Source organism: Citrobacter sp. wls716, assembly GCF_005280975.1.
GTDB classification, from domain to species: Bacteria; Pseudomonadota; Gammaproteobacteria; order Enterobacterales; family Enterobacteriaceae; genus Citrobacter; species Citrobacter youngae.
Genome location: NZ_SZWX01000049.1, coordinates 369994 through 391327, shown reverse-complemented (window position 1 = coordinate 391327; position 21334 = coordinate 369994). Strand labels below are relative to the sequence as shown.

Genomic DNA, 21334 nt, shown 5'->3' with positions numbered 1-21334 from the left:
GCGCCTTATCCGGCCTACAATGCCACAAAACGTTATGCCGCATCCGCCAGAACAAACATGCCGTACGGATGGATTTCGAGATAATACTGCTCGCCGACGTCCGGCTGTAAACGCGTAGCGTTGACCTGCAATAAGATCTCCTGCCCGTGCCATTCCACCGTGACTTCATACTGGGGTCCCATATACGCCACGTGGCGGATCACGCAGCGCTGACTCTCTTCGCCGCGATCGCTGAGCGTGATCGCCTCCGGGCGCACGCCGACCATACCTTCGCCTTGCGTACCAAAGTGCAGCGGGCGCGGCAGATGATAGCCGTAGATATCAACGTATTGGTCACTGAAGGTGGCCGGGAACAGGTTGGCATCACCCATAAAGCTTGCCATAAAGCGCGAGGCGGGCTGGCGATAGAGATCCTGCGGTGAACCGATCTGCATGATGTGCCCCTTGTTCATCACCAGCACGGTATCGGAAACCGCAAAGGCTTCGCTCTGATCGTGGGTAACGTACAGCGAGGTGATATCAAACTGCTTTTGCAGTTCGCGGATCTTGTCGCGCATGCTGCGACGCAGGTTGGCGTCGAGGTTACTTAACGGCTCATCAAACAGCAGCACTTTCGGCTTGAGGATCAATGCGCGCGCCAGCGCCACGCGCTGTTGCTGACCGCCGGAGATCTGATCGACATAGCGCTCTTCGAAGCCTTCCAGATCCACCATCGCCAGTGCCTCTTTGACACGGGCTTTCACCTCAGCGCGGGACACGCCGAGCATCTTCAGACCGTAACCCACGTTCTCTCCCAGCGACATATGCGGGAACAGGGCATAGGACTGAAACACCATACAGATATCACGCTGCTGAATTGAGCGATGGGTGACGTCTTCGCCATCAATGAAAATCTGCCCTTCGCTCGGTTTTTCCAGCCCGGCGACCAGGCGCAAAATGGTGGTTTTACCACAACCGGATGGGCCGAGCAGCGTCACCATTTGCCCCTGCGGGATGGTGAGGTTGATATTGTCGATAACCGTGTTGCTGCCAAATCGTTTGGTGACGTTGCGCAGTTCAACGAAATTTTTCTGAGTCATAGTGCGCTCCATTACGCCTGGTTTTTGGCTTTTGAACGGGAGGTACGTGATTCACCGATCAGCCAGTCAAATATGAAAATAATCGCCAGCATCACCACGATCAGAATGGAACCGTAGGCAATCGCCACACCGTATTCGCCATCTTCCACGCGGTTCAGGATGTAGGCCGTCGCTACACGGGTATCCGGCGTGACGAGGAACACAATGGCGCTGACGGTGGTAATGGCGCGCACAAAGCTGTAAATCAGCGCCGAAAGGATCGCCGGGCGCAGCAACGGCAGCAGGATATGCGTAATGGTACGCAGCGAACCGGCGCGCAGGCTGAGCGAGGCTTCATCCAGTGATTTATCGATCTGGCCTAAGCCCGCGATACCCGCGCGAATGCCGACCGGGACGTTACGCATTACCATCGAGATAATGACAATCGCCGCCGTACCAGTGAGGTAAACCGGGGCGCTGTTAAAGGCCAGAATGTACGATACGCCCGCGACGGTGCCTGGAACGGCAAAGCACAGCATAGTGGTGAACTCGATGGTCTTCTTGCCCTTAAACTGCTGGCGCACGACTACCCAGGCGATCAGCAGGCCGAAGATGGCGGTGATTGGCGCGGCAATCCCGGCGTAGAGCAGAGTGTCGAGCAGTGAAGGCCACGCGCCGTCGCTCATTCCCTGGCCGAACAGTTTGCTAAAGTTCGCCAGCGTCAGGGTGTAGTCCACGCCCCAGTTAACGGTGAAACTGCCGTAGAAAATGCTGCCGTACAACAGAGCGTTAAAGGCAATCCACACCGCCAGCAGCGCGACCACGCTCCACACCAGCGTCACCGGCAGCGGTTGCACGTCGCCCCGGTAGGATTTACCGGAAACGGTGACGTACGAGCGTTTACCAATCCACATGTACTGCACGCAGAACACCAGCAGTGAGAACAGCAGCAGGAACGCCCCCAGCGTACTGGCAGCCTGGTAGTCGAGCTGCGAACCGGTGATGTAGAAGTAGATTTGCGTCGCCAGCACGTCGAAGTTACCGCCGAGCACCAGCGGGTTACTAAAGTCGGCCAGCGATTGCACCACCACAATCAAAAAGGCGTTGGCCAGCGCGGGTTTTAGCAGTGGGACAAACACGCCGTTAAAAGTCTGCCAGCGGCTGGCACGCAGGGTGTATGACGCTTCTTCCAGTGACGGATGAATAGTTTTGATTGCGCCGTCGAGGATCATAAACGCCATCGGTGTGAAGGCCAGCACCTGCGCCAGCCAGATGCCGGTAAACCCGTACAGCCAGTTGGTGTTGGTTAAGCCAAACCATTCGACCATAAATTCGGTGATATAGCCGGAGCGTCCCATCATCAGCGTGACGCCAAGACCTACGACAAACGGCGGGGTGACGATCGGCAGTATCGAGAAAATTCGTCCGATGATGGCGCTGCGTTTGGCGATGCGGGTGGTGTAGATCGCCAGCACCAGGCCAAAAAAGGTGCAGCCGACGCCGACGGCAATCGACAGCATAATCGAGTTGAGGATCACCTGAATGATGTGCGCCTGCGACAGCACATTCATAAACGCCAACGGGGCAAATTCCCCGGCGTCGTTGGTGAACATCGGAATAAAAATCGCGATACTCGGCCAGACGATAAAAATACCGATCAGGGCGACAATCGCGGTGAGCGAGCCGATGACGAAACGGTCGCCGCCCAGCCATTCCAGACGGGTGAGCGCCAGGGTCATGATCGCGCCAAGTGCGATAAATAGCACGATGGTGGCATAGCCTAAGCCGCGCCCTTCAAGGGTCGCGCTGGTGACGATAAACGCCATACAGAAAAATGCCCAGCCCGCGTCAAGATAATGGCGGCCGCGCTGTTCGCGTTTAGCTTCATGGAACGGGCGAACCAGCAGCAGGCTTGGCAGCAGATACCACAGCCAACTGATATTCAACTGTGACCAGCCGTAGGCGGCGAGTATTTCCTCGCGCGTCGACTCCAGCAGACCGTAGTCCAGGCTCCAGCCTGGCAACAGGGCAAACGCCAGCCAGCCAAGCAAAACCCAAAGAAATATCGCATCCCGTTTTTTCACGGGATGGAGTGCAAGTGTGTGTGACATAGCGGTTCCGGTATTCCAGGCCGGATGCGGTATTTACGCCGCACCCGGCAAATGATCGCCGATGTAGGTTTATTTACCCATCTTCACTTCGCTGACCCACTTATTGATCAACGCTTTACGCACGTCGGTCGAGCCGTACTTATCCATGTCGTAATTGATAAGCTTCAGATCGTCGAGTTTCAGCGAGTTAGGCGACGTCTCGGCGGTGGTGTTGGTCAGGATCTGATAGGACTTGCCTTTCTTCCACGCCAGCTCCTGAGCATCTTTTGACAGTACCCAGTCAACGAACAGTTTGGCGTTGTCGAGGTTGCGCGCGCCTTTCAGAATGCTGACGCCGCCGATCTCATAGCCAGTACCTTCGCACGGTGAAATTAGCTCCAGCGGTGCGCCCTGTTCTTTTTCCAGCGAGTAGTCGTGCAGGAAGCCAATGCCAATAGCCGTTTCGCCACGGGCGGCGTTACGCGCCGGAGCAATGCCGGATTTGGTGTATTGGGAGACGTTGGCGTTGAGCTGTTTCAGGTAGTCAAAGGCCTGATCTTCACCCCACAGCTGGGCAAAAGTCGCCAGCGCGGTATAGGCGGTACCGGAGCTTTGCGGGTCAGCAATCTGGATTTCACCTTTGTATTCCGGTTTGGTCAGATCCTTCCAGCATTTTGGCACCGGCAGGTTTTTCTCTTTCAGGCGCTGGGTATTGACGCCAAAGCCCAGAATACCGACGTAAACCGCCGAGGAGAGATTGCCTTTCACCTTCGCGGGATCGCGGAATTTCTCCATGATCTGTTCGAGATTGGGTGATTTATACGGCTGCAGCAGGCCCATTTCACCGGCCTGGGACTGCGGATCCAGCGTACCGCCGTACCAGACGTCCGCCTGCGGGTTTTTCTTCTCGGCATCGACTTTCGCCAGCGTACTGCCCGAGCCGTTGCGAATGAATGAGGTTTTCACATCATATTTTTCACCGAAGGCTTTGGTTTCGGTTTCGCACATCTCGTTAGTGGCGCTGCAATACACCACCAGACGGCCCTGAGCCTGGGCTGCATTGCTGAAGGCCGCCAGCGTCAGCGCGGAAGCAATCAGGGTAGAGGTAAGCGTCAGTTTCATTGTTTTATCCTTTGACTGAGAGAAGGGGTAATGCCCGCAATGAGCAGCGGCATCAGCAATAAACCCATAAAGACAGCGGCGACCGAGAGCAAACTGAACATTCCCGACCAGCCGTAGTGTTCTATGACCAGCGACAGCGGCCAACCCGCCAGCGCGGCCCCCAGATAGGCGAACAACCCGAGAAAACCGGTAATTGAACCTGCCGCTGCTTTGTGTCCGCACTCCACCGCTGCGAGGCCAATCAGCATCTGCGGGCCAAACACAAAAAAGCCCACGGTAAAGAAACAGACAGCCAGTAGCGCGTAGTGGTGCACCGGCGCCAGCCATAGCGCGGCGACGGAGACCATCAGCCCCAGCGTGAACAGCAAAATCATCGGCGCACGCTGACCGCTGAACAGCAGATCCGATCCCCATCCGGCAAACAGCGCACCGAGCAAGCCGCCGACCTCAAACAGCATCACCGTGGCATTGGCGCTGAGCAAATTCACGCCGTGGCTTTCTGTCAGCCAGATATTGCCCCAGTCGTTGAGCGCAATGCGGATTAAATAAACCAGTACATACGACACGCCAAGCAGCCAGATCATCGGGTTCTTCAGCATGGTTATGCGCAACATTTGCCACAGTCCCATCGGCGGGCTTTGCTGCTCCTGACGCAGCTCCAGCGGATCATGCCGCCATTCCCCAACCGTCGGTAATCCCTCTTCCCGGGGCGTGCCTTTCAGTTGCAGGGTGAGCCAGATACCTAACGCCATGCTGATAATCCCCGGTGCCAGCATCGCTGCCTGCCAGCCCCACCAGTGGGCGGCAAAGGCGCTAATCAGTGGGATAACGGCGCCACCGATATTGATCGACATATTCCAGCAGCCCCACCAGAATCCACGTTCGTTGCGCGAGTACCAGTGGGTCAGCAGGCGAGCGCAGGGCGGCCAGCCCCAGCCCTGGAAAAAACCGTTTAGCGTCCAGACCGCCAGCAGTAGCGTCAGCGATTCACCAAACGCGAACACCACGTTCAGGATGCCGGTAGCGAACAGGCCAATGCCCATAAATGCGCGCTGCCCGTGGCTGTCGTGCCAGAGTCCCGCGGTAAATTTCGACAGACCATAGGTCAGGTAAAACAGCGATCCCAACAGACCGATATCACTTTTATCCAGTCCCAGATCCATTTGCAGTGCCGGGAGCACGTAGTTAACGCTTTTGCGCGTCAGGTAAAACGCCGCGTACCCGATGACCATGCACATCAGCAGCTGTGGACGCAGCGTCCGGTATTGTTGGTTGATGTCGGTACGCATAGCCGTCTCCGTTTTGCTGACTATAAGAAAGTGAAATCGAAAGGGGATGAGAGAAAGTCCAGAGTGACTAAGACTTTTTCCTGGTTAGCGGCTGATTTGTTGCAAATTTGTGGGCAGGTTAACAATTACCCGCGTGCCGTTGTTTGATTCGAGCGTGAGTTCGCCACCAAGGGCGCTGACCCGCTCACGCATCCCCTGGATACCGAAACCGGGAATTTTTTCCGGCAGAATACCCACGCCGTTGTCAGCGACGTCCAGAAACAAGCGCTGTTCCTGCTGGCGCAGCGTAATCGATACTTCGCTGGCGTCGGCATGTTTACAGACGTTATTGAGCAACTCCTGCAGTAGCCGATACAGTGTGAAGCGCACCGTTTCATTTTCTGGCGTATTTTCAAGCTGATAGTCAAACCAACAGCGAATGCCTCGTTCGGCAAAGGCAAATTCATTCACCAGGTGATGCAGGGCATCTTTAAAGGCCAGTTCATCGAGCGCGGGCGGGCGCAACTGGCGCAGCAGTTGGCGGGTGGAGTGGTGAATACGCCGGGCAAGATCGTTGATCTGATTTGCCGCCACCAGCGTTTGCTCGCGACCCGGTGCGCGTTTGACCAGTTGTGATTGAATTTGAATGGCGGTGATGTTCTGACCAATTTCGTCGTGCAGTTCCCGCGCCAGGCTTTTGCGCGTGTTTTCTTCGGTGCGGATCAGCTGTTCGGTCAGCGCGCGACGCGTCGCCAGTTCGCTTTCCAGACGCTGGCGATAATGGTGCAGGTTTTGCGCCAGATGCTGCTGGCGGCTGATGGCGATCCCCAGCCCTATACCCAGCAGCGCCTGGGTGGCGAGGAAAATCTCCAGCTCCACTAAGTTGCTGAACCCGACGCCGATTTGCCGGGCGATGGTGATCATCATACTGCCGAGCAATCCGGACAACACGCCGCCCTGCCAGCCAAATTTCCACGCCATCACCACGTTCGGTAAGAACACCACGATCAGCAGCAGGCGCTCGATCTCCGGCGACAACACCATCTGGGTGCCGATGCCAATAATAAAAAACAGGCTGCACCAGATGATAAGCGAGGTGCGCAGCGGGGGATTGGTGGTATCCAGCCCGAGCAAATGATAGCGGTGCTGCTGGCGCAAAAATTCATAGATCAGATAGACAAACGGGGTGAGCAGCACACCGCCGGTAAACGATGCCAGCCCAATCAACATCGCCGGGCTTTGGATAAACGGTGAAAGCAGGGCGGTATTGAGCAATGAAGTGATCGTCACCGCGGCCAGCAGCAGCGTTAAGCGCTGCCAGTAAAGCGGGAAGCGGTGCCAGTATGACTGACCGATACTGGCCGGTATCAGGCTTATCAGCGGTGCGGCCAGCAGAAGATAACCGTTGAGTAACTGTTCGTTGTGCAGCCAGAACAGGATCAATACCGGCGGCAATACCAGCGCGGGCCAGTAGCGGCGAGACAGCAGGATGAGCAGCGCGAGATACACGCCATGCGGCAGAAATAATGCCGCCTGCTGACCATTGTGGGTCAGGTAAAAACCTAACGTCCACAGCATTAGCCAGCCCGAACCCCAGGCCAGCAGAATAAACAGAGAAATAACCCAATGACGAAGGTTACGCGACATTAATGCCCCGTCAGCAACTGGTGGTCGAGGGCAAAATGCACCAGATCGATGGTGCTGTGGCATTGCAGCTTGCCCAGTACATTCGCGCGATGAACGTGCACCGTCTTGTGGCTGAGGTCGAGCTTGAAGGCGATCTCTTTTACGCTGTCGCCTTTGACCAACAGCTCAAACACTTCGCGCTCGCGTGGGGTCAGTACTTCCAGTACCTGTGCGGGCTGTTCGCCGCCGCGTAACGCCCGCAGCGCATCGGCGCACAGGTAATGCCCGCCCATACCGACCGATCGTACCGCCTGCACCAGTTCCTCTGGTCCGCAGCGTTTGGTCAGGTAGCCACTGGCCCCGGCATCCAGCGCGCTTTGTACAAACGTCGGCGCGTCATAAATACTGAGAATAATGGCGCGAAAGCCGGGTTTTTGCGCCCGCAGCCGTTTTAGCAGACTCAGACCATTTTCATCCGGCATGGCGATATCCATGACCGCAACATTGACGTCCTCGCGCAGTAATGCCGGCCAGGCCTCTGCCGCGCTGCTGTACTGGCCGATAACGGCGAGATCCTCTTCGAGACCGAGTAATTGCGCAAAACCGGAACGCACCACCACATGGTCGTCCACCAGCACAACATGAATCATGATATTGCTCTTTTGCCTGACAAGAATATCTATGATGCCTGCCAGCGCCACGCTGGCAATCATCCAGACGCAGTTATGTAACGAATGTAACAAAATCGCAATAATTTACAGCGAGTGTAGGCCTGATAAGGCGCTTGCGCCGCCATCCGGCAACAGTGCCTGATGGCGCTGCGCTTATCAGGCCTACGTTCTGTAATGAGCGAAATTGCTAACCATTGCCGCTTTTTTTCTAAAAACGCTTTGTTCTTAGCCAGAATTTTTAATTCCTTTATCAAATTGTGCCGCAACGAAATACTGCCTCCATAACAAGACAGGGGAGCAGACAATCATGGCTATTTCATCGCGTAACGCACTTCTCGGTGCACTGGCATTCATCGCATTTCAGGCGCAGGCGGTGAACGTCACCGTCGCCTATCAGACCTCCGCTGAACCCGCCAAAGTGGCGCAGGCGGATAACACCTTTGCTAAAGAGAGCGGAGCCACCGTTGACTGGCGCAAATTCGACAGCGGCGCGAGCATCGTGCGGGCGCTGGCTTCCGGCGACGTGCAGATCGGTAATCTTGGCTCCAGCCCGCTGGCGGTCGCTGCCAGTCAGCAGGTGCCGATTGAGGTTTTCCTGCTGGCATCAAAACTTGGCAATTCTGAAGCGCTGGTGGTGAAGAAAAATATCAGTAAACCGCAAGATTTAGTGGGCAAACGCATTGCCGTGCCGTTTATTTCCACCACCCACTACAGCCTGCTGGCGGCGTTAAAACACTGGGGTATCAAACCCGGTCAGGTGGAGATTGTGAACCTGCAGCCGCCGGCAATTATTGCCGCCTGGCAGCGTGGGGATATTGACGGCGCGTACGTCTGGGCGCCGGCGGTCAATGCGCTGGAAAAAGACGGCAAGGTATTAACCGATTCTGAAAAGGTTGGCGAGTGGGGCGCACCGACGCTGGACGTGTGGGTGGTGCGCAAAGATTTTGCCGAGAAGCATCCTGAGGTGGTGAAAGCCTTTGCCAAAAGCGCGATTGATGCGCAGCAACCTTATATCGCTAATCCCGATGAGTGGCTGAAGCAGCCGGAGAATATCAGCAAATTGTCGCGTTTAAGCGGCGTGCCGGAAGCGGATGTGCCGGGACTGGTGAAAGGTAACACTTACCTGACGCCGCAACAGCAGACTGCCGAACTGACCGGACCGGTGAACAAAGCGATTATCGACACCGCGCAGTTCCTCAAAGAGCAGGGCAAAGTCCCCGCCGTCGCGACAGATTACAGCCAGTACGTTACCGATCGCTTCGTGCAATAAAAGGAGGCGCTGATGCTGCAAATCTCTCACCTCGCAGCCAGCTACGGTGGAAAACCGGTGCTGGATGATATCAACCTGACGCTTGATAGCGGCGAACTGCTGGTGGTACTCGGGCCTTCCGGCTGCGGCAAAACCACGCTGCTAAATCTGATTGCCGGGTTTGTGCCGTATCAGCACGGCAGCATTACGCTGTCAGGTAAGAAGGTGGAAGGTCCGGGCGCGGAACGCGGGGTGGTATTCCAGAACGAAGGTCTGCTGCCCTGGCGTAACGTGCAGGATAATGTGGCCTTTGGTCTGCAACTGGCAGGGGTAGAGAAAGTGCAGCGTCAGCGTATCGCCCAGGAGATGTTGCAGAAAGTAGGGTTGGACGGTGCGGGAAAACGTTTTATCTGGCAGCTTTCTGGCGGCCAGCGCCAGCGTGTTGGTATTGCCCGGGCGCTGGCGGCCAATCCACAGCTCCTGCTGCTCGATGAACCGTTTGGTGCGCTCGACGCGTTTACCCGCGAGCAGATGCAAACCCTGCTGCTGAAGCTCTGGCATGAGACCGGCAAACAGGTGCTATTGATTACCCACGATATTGAAGAAGCGGTATTTATGGCCACCGAGCTGGTGCTGCTCTCATCCGGCCCTGGTCGGGTGATGGAGCGTCTGCCGCTTAATTTTGCCCGACGCTTTGTGGCCGGGGAAGCGAGCCGCAGTATTAAGTCCGATCCGCAGTTTATTGCCATGCGCGAGTACGTGTTAAGCCGCGTCTTTGCGCAACGGGAGGCGTTCTCATGAGCGTAGTTATTAATGATAAACCGCGACAGCGCACGCTGAACTGGCGCTGGCCGTTTTCACGTCAGATAACGTTAAGCCTTGGTACGCTGGCCGTCATTCTGGCGGTGTGGTGGACGGTGGCAGCGCTGCAATTAATCAGCCCGCTGTTTTTGCCGCCGCCAGGGCAGGTTTTGCAAAAACTGCTCGTTATTGCCGGGCCACAGGGATTTATGGATGCCACGCTGTGGCAACATTTGGCAGCGAGCCTGGCGCGAATTGTTATCGCCCTGCTGGCCGCCGTGCTGCTGGGCGTCCCGGTTGGGGTCGCGATGGGCCTGAGCCCGACGATGCGCGGCATTCTCGATCCGATCATTGAATTATACCGTCCGGTTCCGCCACTGGCCTATTTACCGCTGATGGTGATCTGGTTTGGTATTGGTGAAACCTCCAAGATCTTGCTGATCTATCTGGCGATTTTCGCGCCTGTTGCGATGTCGGCGCTGGCCGGTGTCCGCAGCGCGCAGCAGGTAAGAGTACGCGCCGCACAATCACTAGGGGCCAGCCGTGCGCAGGTGTTGTGGTTTGTTATTTTACCCGGTGCATTGCCGGAAATACTCACCGGGCTGCGCATCGGGCTGGGTGTCGGCTGGTCAACGCTGGTGGCCGCAGAGCTGATTGCCGCCACGCGAGGTTTGGGTTTTATGGTCCAGTCCGCCGGTGAATTTCTGGCAACGGATGTGGTGCTGGCGGGGATCGCGGTAATTGCCGTTATCGCCTTTATTTTAGAACTGGGTCTGCGCGCGCTTCAACGTCGTCTGACGCCCTGGCATGGAGAAGTACAATGAGTGAACGTCTGAGCATTACCCCGCTGGGGCCGTATATTGGCGCACAAATCACCGGTGCGGATTTGGCGCGCCCGCTGAGCGATAACCAGTTTGAGCAGCTTTATCACGCCGTACTGCGTCACCAGGTGGTATTTCTGCGTGAGCAGGTGATTACGCCGCAGCAGCAGCGTGCGCTGGCGCTACGTTTTGGCGATCTGCATATTCATCCGGTCTACCCGCACGCCGAGGACGTGGAGGAGATTATCGTGCTGGATACTCACAACGATAATCCGCCAGATAACGATAACTGGCACACCGATGTAACCTTTATTGACACGCCGCCTGCCGGGGCGATTTTAGCGGCGAAAGAGCTGCCATCAACCGGGGGCGACACCCTGTGGACCAGCGGGATTGCCGCTTTTGAAGCGCTCTCTGAACCGTTTCGTCAGTTGCTGAGCGGCCTGCGGGCAGAGCATGATTTCCGCAAATCGTTCCAGGAGTACAAATACCGTAAGACGGAAGAAGAGCACCAGCGCTGGCTGGACGCGGTGGCCAAACATCCCCCGTTACTGCATCCGGTGGTGCGCACGCATCCGGTAAGCGGTAAACAGGCGCTGTTTGTGAACGAGGGATTTACCACGCGGATTGTGGATGTCACGGAGAAAGAGAGCGAAGCGCTACTCGGGTTCCTGTTTGCGCATGTCACTAAACCAGAGTTTCAGGTGCGCTGGCGCTGGCAGCCTGACGATGTGGCGATTTGGGATAACCGTGTGACGCAACATTACGCCAATGCGGATTATCTGCCGCAGCGGCGTATTATGCATCGGGCCACGATTTTAGGGGATAAGCCGTTCTATCGTGCGTCGTGAGTTCCTGACCGGTGCCGATTGTGGGCCGGATAAGCGTAGCGCCATCCGGCACCGTGCCGGATGGCGGCGTAAACGCCTTATCCGGTCTACAAACCTAAATGCGGTCCGATATACCGCTGGTAGCGATTTGCCTTCAGATACGTTAAATCCACCAGTACCAGACCATCCACGCAGTTGTTAAAGTCCGGGTCGCTGCCAAAGTCGATAAACTGTACGCCACCTGGCTCACACACTTCGGAATATTGCTTGTAGAGTGGTGGAATACCACAACCAAGGTTGCCGAGCAGCGACTTCAGCCGCGTCAGGTCTTCACTGTAATTTTCCCCGCCAAACTGCGCCAGTGCGTCGGGTAACGAGGCCGGGTACGGTCGGCGTGACTCCGCCAGCGGATGTGTTGCCGGAAACCACAGGCGATAAAAGGCAACCAGCAAATCGCGGGCCGAGGGCGGTAGCCCACCAGAAATAGAAACCGGGCCAAACAGGTAGCGATAGTGTGGATGGCGCGCCAGATACGCGCCGATACCGGACCACAGATAGTCCAGGCCGCGGCGTCCCCAGTAGCGTGGCTGAATAAAGCTGCGCCCCAGCTCAATGCCGTGCTGGAGGATATCGTCCATCCGTTCGTCGTAATGAAACAGGCTATAGCTGTAAATGCCGTCCAGCCCGCGCTTTTCCATCTGTAGGGCGGTCGGCATAAAGCGGTAGGCACCGACGATCTCCAAATCGTCTTCATCCCACAGGATCAGATGCAGGTAGTCATCGTCGTAACTGTCGATGTCGCGGCGTTTGCCGCTACCTTCGCCTACCGCGCGGAAGGCGATTTCCCGCAGACGGCCCAGCTCACGTAGCAACGGAACCTCTTCCTGACCATTACGCTGCCATAGATAGATAACCTTACCGTCTGCTGTATGCCCCAGGCACTCGGCCTGGTGTAGCTCGCGCTTGAGCAGGGCACGGGGTTCCGGGCGAGCGATCGCGCTTTCGGTTTTAAAGACGCCCGGCCGTCCTTTTCCCAGTAGCTGAACGTGTCGGTAGCACTTGTCTGTCATTTCTCGCGGCGTAGTTTGTGGGTTGCACCATGTTGTCCACGCAATTTGCTCGCCAATGGTCACCGGCAGGTTGCTGTTCCGGCGGCGAAACATCTGCTGCATTAACAACAGCATCGGCAGGTTTTGCGATACCAGTGCGCTGGCATAAAACAGCGTGCTATTGCGTGCCTCAATCCACGCAGGTAAGAGCGGTGCGCGGTATTTGGCGGCGAGCTTAATAAAGCCGGAGTGCCATTTTTTATCGTGAATGCCGCGCCGGGTTATGCGCGAAACTTCACCGGCCGGGAAGAAGATCAGCACACCGCCGTTTTGCAACTGTCGATCCATCAGCTGTAGCGCCGCTTTAGCGGTGCGGCCATTGATATTATCCACCGGAATAAACAGCGAACTGAGCGGTTCGAGATGAGTGAGCATGCGGTTGGTGACGACTTTAACATCGCGGCGAACGCGAGAAACGGCGTACAGCAGGGCCAGGCCGTCGAGTGTGCCGGTAGGGTGGTTGGCGATGATAACCAGCGGCCCTTGTTCGGGAATTTGTTCCAGACTACGGACCGGAATTTGACAGTGAATGTTGAGATGCTCCAGCACCTGTTCGACGGTATCTAACCCTTTCAGATGGCGGTGACGAGCGGCAAACTGTTGGAATTCCTCTTCATGTAACAGTTTTCTCAGCACTTTTTTTTGCCACGGGGCGGGTCTCGCCTCTGGCCACAGGTCGTCGATGACATTGTCGAGACTAAACATAGCGGCTCCTCCTCTGTCCTTTTGTGACAGTAGAAGGGCGATGTGTCGGTTAGATGGCGGTTTGGTGACGTTTTATGATAAAACGCCCCGCAGTGCGGGGCGTTGAAAGGAATTAACGCAGGATTTTTTTCTCAGCCAGATCGAGTGCGAAGTAGCTGAAAATCAGATCCGCGCCAGCGCGCTTGATCGAGCCTAAGCTTTCCAGCACCACTTTCTCTTCATCTATAGCACCCGCCAGCGCCGCGAATTTGATCATCGCGTATTCACCGCTGACTTGATAAGCGCCAATCGGCAGCTCGGTGCGCTCGCGGATATCGCGCAGAATATCGAGGTATGCGCCAGCCGGTTTGACCATCAGGCAGTCTGCGCCCTGGGCTTCATCCAGCAGCGATTCGCGGATCGCTTCCCGACGGTTCATCGGGTTCATCTGATAGGTTTTACGATCGCCTTTCAGCGCGGTGCCTGCGGCTTCACGGAACGGGCCGTAGAAAGAAGAAGCAAATTTGGTGGAGTAGGACATGATCGCCGTATCGGTGAAGCCCGCGGCGTCCAGCGCCTGGCGAATCGCCTGCACCTGGCCGTCCATCGCGGCGGAAGGCGCGATGAAGTCAGCACCCGCTGCGGCAGCAACCACCGCCTGCTTGCCAAGATTGGCCAGGGTTAAATCGTTATCCACGCCGTGCTCGCATAATACGCCGCAGTGACCGTGCGAGGTGTATTCACAGAAGCAGGTATCGGACATGACAATCATTTCCGGCACGGTCTGCTTACAGATACGCGACATGCGCGCCACCAGACCGTCTTCTTTCCATGCATCGCTGCCGGTGTCATCGGTGTGGTGGGAAATACCGAAGGTCATGACTGAGCGGATGCCTGCATTAGCAATGCGTTCAATTTCGCGTGCCAGATGCTTCTCTGGAATGCGCATCACGCCTGGCATGGCCTCGATGGCTTTGTAATCGTCGAGTTCTTCTTCAACAAAGATCGGCAACACCAGGTCATTTAAGCTCAGTGTTGTCTCTTCAAACATAGCGCGCAGCGCAGGTGATTTGCGCAGGCGGCGAGGGCGTTGGATTAGGTCTGTCATGGTATGCCTGATGTTTGTGAAATCGAAGGCCGTAGTATACCCGAACCTGAGGGCGGGTGGTTTACGAAAGTTGGCTTTATATTTGGATTTCCCGTGGCGAAAGGCTGAATCATTAGAACAATTTATTTATATTCATTATTTTGTTTGTTTTTGTTTTTATTATTTTAAATGTTGATGGATTTATTTGTTTATCACGTAACATAACTCTCGCCTATTTATTTTTTATTTGTTTGAGTATTGGGTGGATTATTTGATAATTATATGCGTTAGATGTTGTGTGTTTTATATCTTGTTGAAAATATTTGTATTTTTGTTTTATTGTTAAGACCTGGTTAATTCATGATGTTGTCCGATTTCGGACAGTGAGCAAAGAATAATTGAACCTTTCCGTTGTGAAACAGCATAATCGGCCCTGCGAAACATAAAATGTTTTCTTTGCATTGATAATTGATGGATCAACTATATTACGTCCCTGAGGAGGGATGACAAATGCACATCTGGAAAAAGAAACTTGTAGTCTCACAATTAGCATTAGCCTGCACTTTGGCAATCACTTCTCAGGCGAATGCTTCAACCGATATTTCTGGAACCACGTACACAACGTTCACCCATTATAATGACGCATCTTATGCCGATGGTGTTTACTACGATGGGTATGTCGGTTGGAACAATTACGAAGCTGATAGTATTTATAACGGTGATATTTATCCAGTAATCAATAACGCTACTGTTAACGGCGTTATTTCTACTTATTATCTGGATGATGGACTATTTACTAACAGCAATAACAACAGCCTGACGATTAAAAATAGTACCATTCACGGTATGGTGACTTCCGAGTGTATGACCACGGATTGTACTAACCGTACGGGTACCGACTATTACTACGATCGTTTGGCGATGAACGTCATCAACTCAACTATCGATGACAACTACGAACATTATACCTACAACGGTACCTATAACGATGCGGCTGATACGCACGTTGTCGACGTTTATAACCTGGGTACGGCTATCACGCTGGATCAAGAAGTTGATCTGTCTATCTCCAACAACTCTCACGTTGCGGGTATTACGCTGACTCAGGGTTATGAGTGGGAAGACATTGACGATAACACCGTCAGCACTGGTGTAAACAGCGGCGAAGTATTTAATAATACTATTGCTGTTAGCGATTCTACCCTGACCTCTGGTTCATGGTCTGATGAAGGCACTTCCGGCTGGTTTGGTAATACCAGCAATGCAAGCGATTACAGCGGTTCTTATACTGCTGATGATGTTGCATTGGCTGTTATTGCACATCCAGATGCCGATAACGCGATGCAGACGACTGCCACGTTTAATAATTCCACGTTGATGGGTGATGTTCTGTTCTCCAGCAACTTCGATGAGAACTTCTTCCCGAACGGCGCTGATACTTATCGTGATACTGATGCCGACCTGGATACCAACGGTTGGGATGGTACTGACCGTCTGGATCTGACCCTGAACAACGGCAGTAAGTGGGTGGGTGCGGCAATGTCCGTACATCAGGTTGATGCTGATGGCGACGGTGTTTACGACAGCTATGCAGCAGGCACAGAAGCTACCGCGACGCTGATTGATATTGCAGCCAATAGTCTGTGGCCTGATTCAACCTACGGTATTGATAGCGACACGACCTCTTATGACGAAAATGGTCATGTGGTTGGCAACTCTGTTTACCAGAGCGGTCTGTTCAACGTCACGCTGAACGGCGCATCACAGTGGGATACCACCAAAACCTCTCTGATTGACACACTGAGCATTAACAGCGGTTCCGTCGTGAATGTGGGTGATTCTACCCTGATTTCTGACACCATCTCTCTGACCGGTGCTTCTGCCCTGAACATCAACGAAGATGGCCATGTTGCGACCGATACCCTGTCTATTGACAACAGTACCGTCACGATTGCTGATGATGTTGCTGCTGGCTGGAGTGTAGGTAGTGCTGCACTGTATGCCAACAACATCAACGTTACCAACAACGGTATTTTGGATGTGGGTAACAGCACAGGTGATGCACTGCAGGTTGATACGCTGAACCTGACCAGCTACACCGATGCTTACAACCATGTTAATGCGGGTGTTTTCGACATCAACAGCACTAACTATGTGTTGAATGCTGACCTGACCAACGATCGTACTAACGACAAAACTCAGGCTAACTACGGTTATGGCGTAATCGCAATGAACTCTGATGGTCATCTGACTATCAACGGTAACGGCGATTCCGACACCTCCTACGATCAATCTGAAGTTGATAACTATGGTGACCACGTAGCGGCAGCAACCGGTAACTATAAAGTGCGTATCGATAACGCGACTGGCGCTGGTTCTGTTGCTGATTACAAAGGTAACGAGCTGATCTACGTTAACGACACCAACAGCACCGCAACCTTCTCTGCAGCTAACAAAGCTGACCTCGGCGCTTACACCTATCAGGCGCAGCAGCAGGGTAACACCGTTGTTCTGCAGCAGATGGAGCTGACCGACTACGCAAATATGGCTCTGAGCATCCCGTCTGCTAACACCAATATCTGGAACCTGGAACAAGACACCGTTGGTACTCGTCTGACTAACGCACGTCATGGTCTGGTTGATAACGGTGGCGCATGGGTAAGCTACTTCGGTGGTAGCTTCGATGCGGATAACGGCACCATCAACTACGATCAGGATGTTAACGGCATCATGGTCGGTGTTGATTCCAAAATTGATGGTAACAACGCCAAGTGGATTGTCGGTGCAGCAGCAGGCTTCGCGAAAGGTGATATGAGCGATCGTACCGGTCAGGTGGATCAGGACAGCCAGACTGCCTATATCTACTCTTCTGCTCACTTTGCCAACAACATCTTTGTTGACGGTAACTTAAGCTACTCCCACTTCAATAACGATCTGTCTGCTAACATGAGCAACGGTCAGTATGTTGACGGCAGCACCTCTGCTGATGCCTGGGGCTTTGGCTTGAAACTGGGTTATGACCTGAAACTGAGTGACGCAGGGTACGTAACGCCTTACGGTAGCGTATCCGGTCTGTTCCAGTCTGGTGATGACTATAAACTGAGTAACGACATGAAAGTTGATGGTCAGTCTTATGACAGCATGCGTTATGAACTGGGTGTAGATGCAGGTTATACCTTCGCCTACAGCGACGACCAGGCGCTGACCCCGTACTTCAAACTGGCCTACGTTTACGACGATTCTAATAACGATGCTGACGTAAACGGTGACTCTATCGACAACGGCGTAGAAGGTTCTGCGGTACGTGTTGGACTGGGTACTCAGTTCAGCTTTACCAAAAATTTCAGTGCGTACACCGATGCTAACTACCTCGGCGGAGGTGATGTCGATCAAGACTGGTCTGCAAATGTAGGTGTTAAATATACCTGGTAAGAGCCTTTTTGCAGAGAAAATAAGGTAACTTACTCGTAATAATGCCCGTCACGGATTTGACGGGCATTTACTGCAAGGAGTGCGCACATGCTATCTACAAATAAACCGCTGGTGGAATTTGGGATGTTGGATAAATGTTTGTCTAAGTATGGCGAACATTTCGAATGTGATAGTAAAAAACAAATTATATATTCCCATGATATAGATGGTGATGACACTTTTATCATTTTAAGTGGTGTTGTTTCCCTGCGTAGAGGGGAAAACGTGCTGGTCGGGATTGCACAGGCGCCTTTTATTATGGGCCTTTCTGATGGCGTGATGAAAACAGATGTACAATACAGATTAATGACCGAAAGTAATTGTACGGGATATCATCTTCCTGCCTCACAAACAATTAATATCATTGAACAATACCAGCTTTGGCGGGAAGCTTTTTGCTGGCTGGCATGGCAAAACGCCATGCTCGAATTGCGCGATCTGCAGTTGATCGGTAACAACTCCTACGATCAGATTCGCGCCACGTTGATCTCCATGACGAAATGGGACGAGGTTCTGCGTTCGCGTATCGGCGTCATGAACTATATTCACCAACGTACACGAATTTCACGCTCAGTTGTCGCTGAGGTTCTCGCAGCATTGCGTAAAGGTGGATATATTGAAATGAATAAAGGCAAACTGGTGAGTATTAACCGTTTGCCTTTTGAGTATTGAATCAGGAGGCGGGGATCACTTGCGGTTTGTTGCCGCTCAGTTCGCTCACCAGATTGTTGATCCCGTCGCTCATATTGGTAAAGCGGGTCAGCGGGGAGCGGGTTACCACGACAAAGGCCCCGACGTTTTGCTGTGGGATCATCGCCATATAAGTAATGAAGCCACCGCCGCCACCGGTTTTTTGAATAATTCCTGGACGCCCATTCTTCGGCGCCATATAGACCCAGCCCAAACCTAGCGCATCGGCTCTGCCCGGAACATCCATCCCTATCACTTTGGTTAACTGCGTACGCTGATAAATCAGCGTCTGCATCCGGTCGGCCTGCTGGCTACGATGATAAAAATCAGAGGAGAGATACTGTTGCATCCAGCGCATCATATCGCCGGGCGTAGAATAGACGCCGCCGCTGCCCATGGCCGCCAGCGTATTGTTACACGGGCTGGCGCCTTTTTCCGCGACCATCAGGCGTGCGCACTGATCGGGGGACGGGGTAAAGGTGGTGTCTTTCATCCCGAGCGGTCGGGTGATTTTCTCTTCAAACAACTGCGGATAAGGTTTGCCGGATGCGGTTCCCAGCGCATCGGCCAGCAGGTCAAACGCTAGGTTCGAATAGGAAGCCTGCGAGCCAGGTGCGGCTTTTAGCGTTGCGGTAGAGAGATAGCTCCAGCGCTGTTCGCGAGTCGGCCAGACAAAGACCGGGCGTTTTGCCGCGCCGCCAGGCTGCTCGCGTGGCAGTGCGCTGGTGTGCGTCGCCAGATTCACCAGCGTGATAGGCGTTCCCTGATATGTCGGAACGCGTGCGCCTGGTGGGGCATATTTACTCAATGGATCGTTGAGTTTTACTGTGCCCTGATCGAGTAATTTCACTAACATTTCGCTGGTCATTAATTTGGTCAACGACGCGATGCGAATAACGGAATCCAACTGCGGGTGAACATTATTGCCGGGGCGCGTTTCACCAAAGCTACGAAACACGCGCTGATTACCATCAATCACCACAAGCGCCATCCCCGTAGCGCCGCTGCCGTAGAAAATATGATCGGCATACCGGTCGACAATGTCAGAGGCAAAGACGGGATCGGTTATAGGCTGTGCCGCCTGGACAGATGTCAATGACGCCGCACACAGCGCGGCAGAAAAAAGCAGACTACGTTTCAACGGTGGTGTCCATGAGTTAGAGGAAATAAAAGATGACGTGCGTATGCGTATTTATACTACTCGTTGGCATATTGCAAAGCGCTTATCAGCCAATGATAGTGGGAAAAACGTAACGATGAGTAAACGTGGGCTTTTCCCGGAGAGTGGATGTTCGCTTTTGTGATCTCACGCTGTAATAATCTGAACATGCCGGAACGCTGTCGGCGTGAAAACCGCAGAAACAATTCTACAAAACCAGATAGCGAACTAAGTGCGCCGGTTCTGGTCACAATTGTCGGTTTCAGCTTGTGTTTATTGGGCGTAAGCCGTCTTGCCGCGGTAAACCACCGTGGCAAATGCACAGCAGTCGTCATAACGATAAGAAGTTAGCAGGAGAGCACTATGTTTAAGTCTTTTTTCCCAAAGCCGGGGCCGTTCTTTATTTCGGCATTTATTTGGGCACTGGTCGCTGTTGTATTTTGGCAGGCTGGCGGGGGAGCCTGGGTTGCACAGATTACCGGCGCATCGGGGGATGTACCGATTAGCGCGGCGCGATTCTGGTCACTGGATTATCTGATTTTTTATGCGTACTACATTCTGTGCGTTGGCGTGTTTGCGCTGTTCTGGTTTATCTACAGTCCGCACCGCTGGCAGTACTGGTCGATACTCGGTACCTCGCTGATTATCTTCGTCACCTGGTTTCTGGTTGAAGTCGGCGTCGCCGTCAACGCGTGGTATGCCCCGTTCTACGACCTGATTCAAACCGCACTCAGCACACCGCATAAGGTGAAAATTGAGCAGTTCTATCAGGAAGTGGGGATCTTTCTCGGGATTGCGCTGATAGCCGTCGTCATTGGCGTGATGAACAACTTCTTCGTCAGTCATTACGTCTTCCGCTGGCGTACCGCGATGAACGAACATTATATGGCGCACTGGCAGCATCTGCGTCATATCGAAGGTGCGGCGCAGCGTGTGCAGGAAGACACCATGCGTTTCGCTTCCACGCTGGAAGACATGGGCGTGAGTTTTATTAACGCGATTATGACGCTGATTGCCTTCTTGCCGGTACTGGTTACGCTTTCTGCGCATGTCCCGGATCTGCCGATTGTTGGACATATTCCTTACGGTCTGGTGATTGCTGCGATTGTCTGGTCGTTGATGGGGACCGGGCTGCTGGCCGTGGTGGGGATCAAACTGCCTGGGCTGGAGTTCAAAAATCAGCGGGTGGAAGCGGCGTACCGTAAAGAGCTGGTGTACGGTGAAGATGATGGTAATCGCGCGACGCCGCCGACGGTTCGCGAGCTGTTCCACGCGGTGCGTCAAAACTACTTTCGCCTCTATTTTCACTATATGTACTTCAATATCGCCCGTATCCTTTACCTGCAGGTTGATAACGTTTTCGGCTTGTTCCTGCTGTTTCCATCGATTGTTGCCGGTACGATTACGCTCGGTCTGATGACGCAAATCACCAACGTGTTTGGTCAGGTACGCGGCTCGTTCCAGTATTTGATTAATTCGTGGACAACGCTGGTTGAGCTGATGTCTATCTATAAGCGTCTGCGCAGCTTCGAACGTGAACTGGATGGTCAGGAAATTCAGGCTGTTACCCATACGCTTAGCTAACAAAAGGAGATGTT

The 21334-nt window shown here is 53.8% G+C and carries 16 protein-coding genes; 7 read left to right on the top strand and 9 right to left on the bottom strand.

Features of this window, described 5'->3' with window-relative positions:
• Positions 1-32: 32 nt before the first annotated feature.
• From fbpC to FDX24_RS18170, 6 genes are all read right to left on the bottom strand, one after another.
• On the bottom strand, positions 33-1079 hold the full coding sequence (gene fbpC / locus FDX24_RS18195) for a ferric ABC transporter ATP-binding protein (RefSeq protein WP_048212480.1): 1047 nt from the start codon (positions 1077-1079) through the stop codon (positions 33-35).
• A gap of 11 nt (positions 1080-1090) precedes the next feature.
• The gene (locus tag FDX24_RS18190) at positions 1091-3169 is read right to left on the bottom strand and encodes an iron ABC transporter permease (protein WP_137364709.1); all 2079 of its coding nucleotides are present in this window, start codon (positions 3167-3169) and stop codon (positions 1091-1093) included.
• 69 nt (positions 3170-3238) lie between these two features.
• Positions 3239-4270 (bottom strand): ABC transporter substrate-binding protein, encoded by a 1032-nt coding sequence (locus FDX24_RS18185; protein ID WP_003021397.1) that lies wholly within the window; start codon positions 4268-4270, stop codon positions 3239-3241.
• Positions 4267-5559 carry an MFS transporter family glucose-6-phosphate receptor UhpC gene (gene uhpC / locus FDX24_RS18180; protein ID WP_115643801.1) on the bottom strand — a complete coding sequence of 431 codons (1293 nt, stop codon included), beginning with the start codon at positions 5557-5559 and terminating at the stop codon, positions 4267-4269. The genes FDX24_RS18185 and uhpC overlap by 4 nt, the downstream gene beginning before the upstream one ends.
• A gap of 84 nt (positions 5560-5643) precedes the next feature.
• Entirely contained in the window at positions 5644-7185 is a 1542-nt protein-coding gene (locus tag FDX24_RS18175) for an MASE1 domain-containing protein (RefSeq protein WP_137364708.1), read from the bottom strand.
• Complete coding sequence (locus FDX24_RS18170) at positions 7185-7814, bottom strand: response regulator transcription factor (RefSeq protein WP_005125019.1); 630 nt, start codon at positions 7812-7814, stop codon at positions 7185-7187. The genes FDX24_RS18175 and FDX24_RS18170 overlap by 1 nt, the downstream gene beginning before the upstream one ends.
• Before the next feature lie 328 nt (positions 7815-8142).
• On the opposite strand from FDX24_RS18170, the gene tauA reads away from it, so the two are divergent.
• Genes tauA through tauD form a run of 4 tightly spaced genes read left to right on the top strand, consistent with a single transcriptional unit; the run spans position 8143 to position 11557 of the window.
• The gene (gene tauA, locus FDX24_RS18160; RefSeq protein ID WP_119921939.1) at positions 8143-9105 is read left to right on the top strand and encodes a taurine ABC transporter substrate-binding protein; all 963 of its coding nucleotides are present in this window, start codon (positions 8143-8145) and stop codon (positions 9103-9105) included.
• A 12-nt stretch (positions 9106-9117) separates the two neighbouring features.
• On the top strand, positions 9118-9885 hold the full coding sequence (gene tauB, locus FDX24_RS18155) for a taurine ABC transporter ATP-binding subunit (protein WP_137364707.1): 768 nt from the start codon (positions 9118-9120) through the stop codon (positions 9883-9885).
• The gene (gene tauC / locus FDX24_RS18150) at positions 9882-10709 is read left to right on the top strand and encodes a taurine ABC transporter permease TauC (RefSeq protein ID WP_137364706.1); all 828 of its coding nucleotides are present in this window, start codon (positions 9882-9884) and stop codon (positions 10707-10709) included. The genes tauB and tauC overlap by 4 nt, the downstream gene beginning before the upstream one ends.
• Complete coding sequence (gene tauD, locus FDX24_RS18145; protein WP_048212474.1) at positions 10706-11557, top strand: taurine dioxygenase; 852 nt, start codon at positions 10706-10708, stop codon at positions 11555-11557. The genes tauC and tauD overlap by 4 nt, the downstream gene beginning before the upstream one ends.
• 86 nt (positions 11558-11643) lie before the next feature.
• On the opposite strand, the gene FDX24_RS18140 is transcribed toward tauD, so the two are convergent.
• Together FDX24_RS18140 and hemB are read right to left on the bottom strand one after the other, a co-directional pair.
• Positions 11644-13350, bottom strand: a complete 1707-nt coding sequence (locus tag FDX24_RS18140; protein ID WP_116360944.1) for a lysophospholipid acyltransferase family protein — start codon at positions 13348-13350, stop codon at positions 11644-11646.
• 112 nt (positions 13351-13462) lie between these two features.
• Positions 13463-14437, bottom strand: a complete 975-nt coding sequence (hemB, locus tag FDX24_RS18135; RefSeq protein WP_016151991.1) for a porphobilinogen synthase — start codon at positions 14435-14437, stop codon at positions 13463-13465.
• Positions 14438-14926: 489 nt separating this feature from the next.
• On the opposite strand from hemB, the gene ehaB reads away from it, so the two are divergent.
• Entirely contained in the window at positions 14927-17848 is a 2922-nt protein-coding gene (ehaB, locus tag FDX24_RS18130) for an autotransporter adhesin EhaB (protein ID WP_137364705.1), read from the top strand.
• A gap of 87 nt (positions 17849-17935) precedes the next feature.
• A complete protein-coding gene (iprA, locus tag FDX24_RS18125; RefSeq protein WP_048212470.1) occupies positions 17936-18559 on the top strand; it encodes a hydrogen peroxide resistance inhibitor IprA in 624 nt (207 codons plus the stop codon).
• A gap of 1 nt (position 18560) precedes the next feature.
• Here iprA and ampH read toward each other — a convergent pair whose 3' ends face one another.
• Entirely contained in the window at positions 18561-19718 is a 1158-nt protein-coding gene (gene ampH, locus FDX24_RS18120; RefSeq protein WP_048212469.1) for a D-alanyl-D-alanine-carboxypeptidase/endopeptidase AmpH, read from the bottom strand.
• Between the two features lie 381 nt (positions 19719-20099).
• On the opposite strand from ampH, the gene sbmA reads away from it, so the two are divergent.
• Complete coding sequence (gene sbmA, locus FDX24_RS18115) at positions 20100-21320, top strand: peptide antibiotic transporter SbmA (RefSeq protein ID WP_040232769.1); 1221 nt, start codon at positions 20100-20102, stop codon at positions 21318-21320.
• The last annotated feature ends 14 nt before the right edge of the window (positions 21321-21334 follow it).

What these genes read in the sequence shown, in the direction of transcription:
- fbpC (WP_048212480.1), bottom strand. Translation starts at nt 1,079, where the DNA reads ATGACTCAGAAAAATTTCGTTGAACTGCGCAACGTCACCAAACGATTT.
- FDX24_RS18190 (WP_137364709.1), bottom strand. Translation starts at nt 3,169, where the DNA reads ATGTCACACACACTTGCACTCCATCCCGTGAAAAAACGGGATGCGATA.
- FDX24_RS18185 (WP_003021397.1), bottom strand. Translation starts at nt 4,270, where the DNA reads ATGAAACTGACGCTTACCTCTACCCTGATTGCTTCCGCGCTGACGCTG.
- uhpC (WP_115643801.1), bottom strand. Translation starts at nt 5,559, where the DNA reads ATGCGTACCGACATCAACCAACAATACCGGACGCTGCGTCCACAGCTG.
- FDX24_RS18175 (WP_137364708.1), bottom strand. Translation starts at nt 7,185, where the DNA reads ATGTCGCGTAACCTTCGTCATTGGGTTATTTCTCTGTTTATTCTGCTG.
- FDX24_RS18170 (WP_005125019.1), bottom strand. Translation starts at nt 7,814, where the DNA reads ATGATTCATGTTGTGCTGGTGGACGACCATGTGGTGGTGCGTTCCGGT.
- tauA (WP_119921939.1), top strand. Translation starts at nt 8,143, where the DNA reads ATGGCTATTTCATCGCGTAACGCACTTCTCGGTGCACTGGCATTCATC.
- tauB (WP_137364707.1), top strand. Translation starts at nt 9,118, where the DNA reads ATGCTGCAAATCTCTCACCTCGCAGCCAGCTACGGTGGAAAACCGGTG.
- tauC (WP_137364706.1), top strand. Translation starts at nt 9,882, where the DNA reads ATGAGCGTAGTTATTAATGATAAACCGCGACAGCGCACGCTGAACTGG.
- tauD (WP_048212474.1), top strand. Translation starts at nt 10,706, where the DNA reads ATGAGTGAACGTCTGAGCATTACCCCGCTGGGGCCGTATATTGGCGCA.
- FDX24_RS18140 (WP_116360944.1), bottom strand. Translation starts at nt 13,350, where the DNA reads ATGTTTAGTCTCGACAATGTCATCGACGACCTGTGGCCAGAGGCGAGA.
- hemB (WP_016151991.1), bottom strand. Translation starts at nt 14,437, where the DNA reads ATGACAGACCTAATCCAACGCCCTCGCCGCCTGCGCAAATCACCTGCG.
- ehaB (WP_137364705.1), top strand. Translation starts at nt 14,927, where the DNA reads ATGCACATCTGGAAAAAGAAACTTGTAGTCTCACAATTAGCATTAGCC.
- iprA (WP_048212470.1), top strand. Translation starts at nt 17,936, where the DNA reads ATGCTATCTACAAATAAACCGCTGGTGGAATTTGGGATGTTGGATAAA.
- sbmA (WP_040232769.1), top strand. Translation starts at nt 20,100, where the DNA reads ATGTTTAAGTCTTTTTTCCCAAAGCCGGGGCCGTTCTTTATTTCGGCA.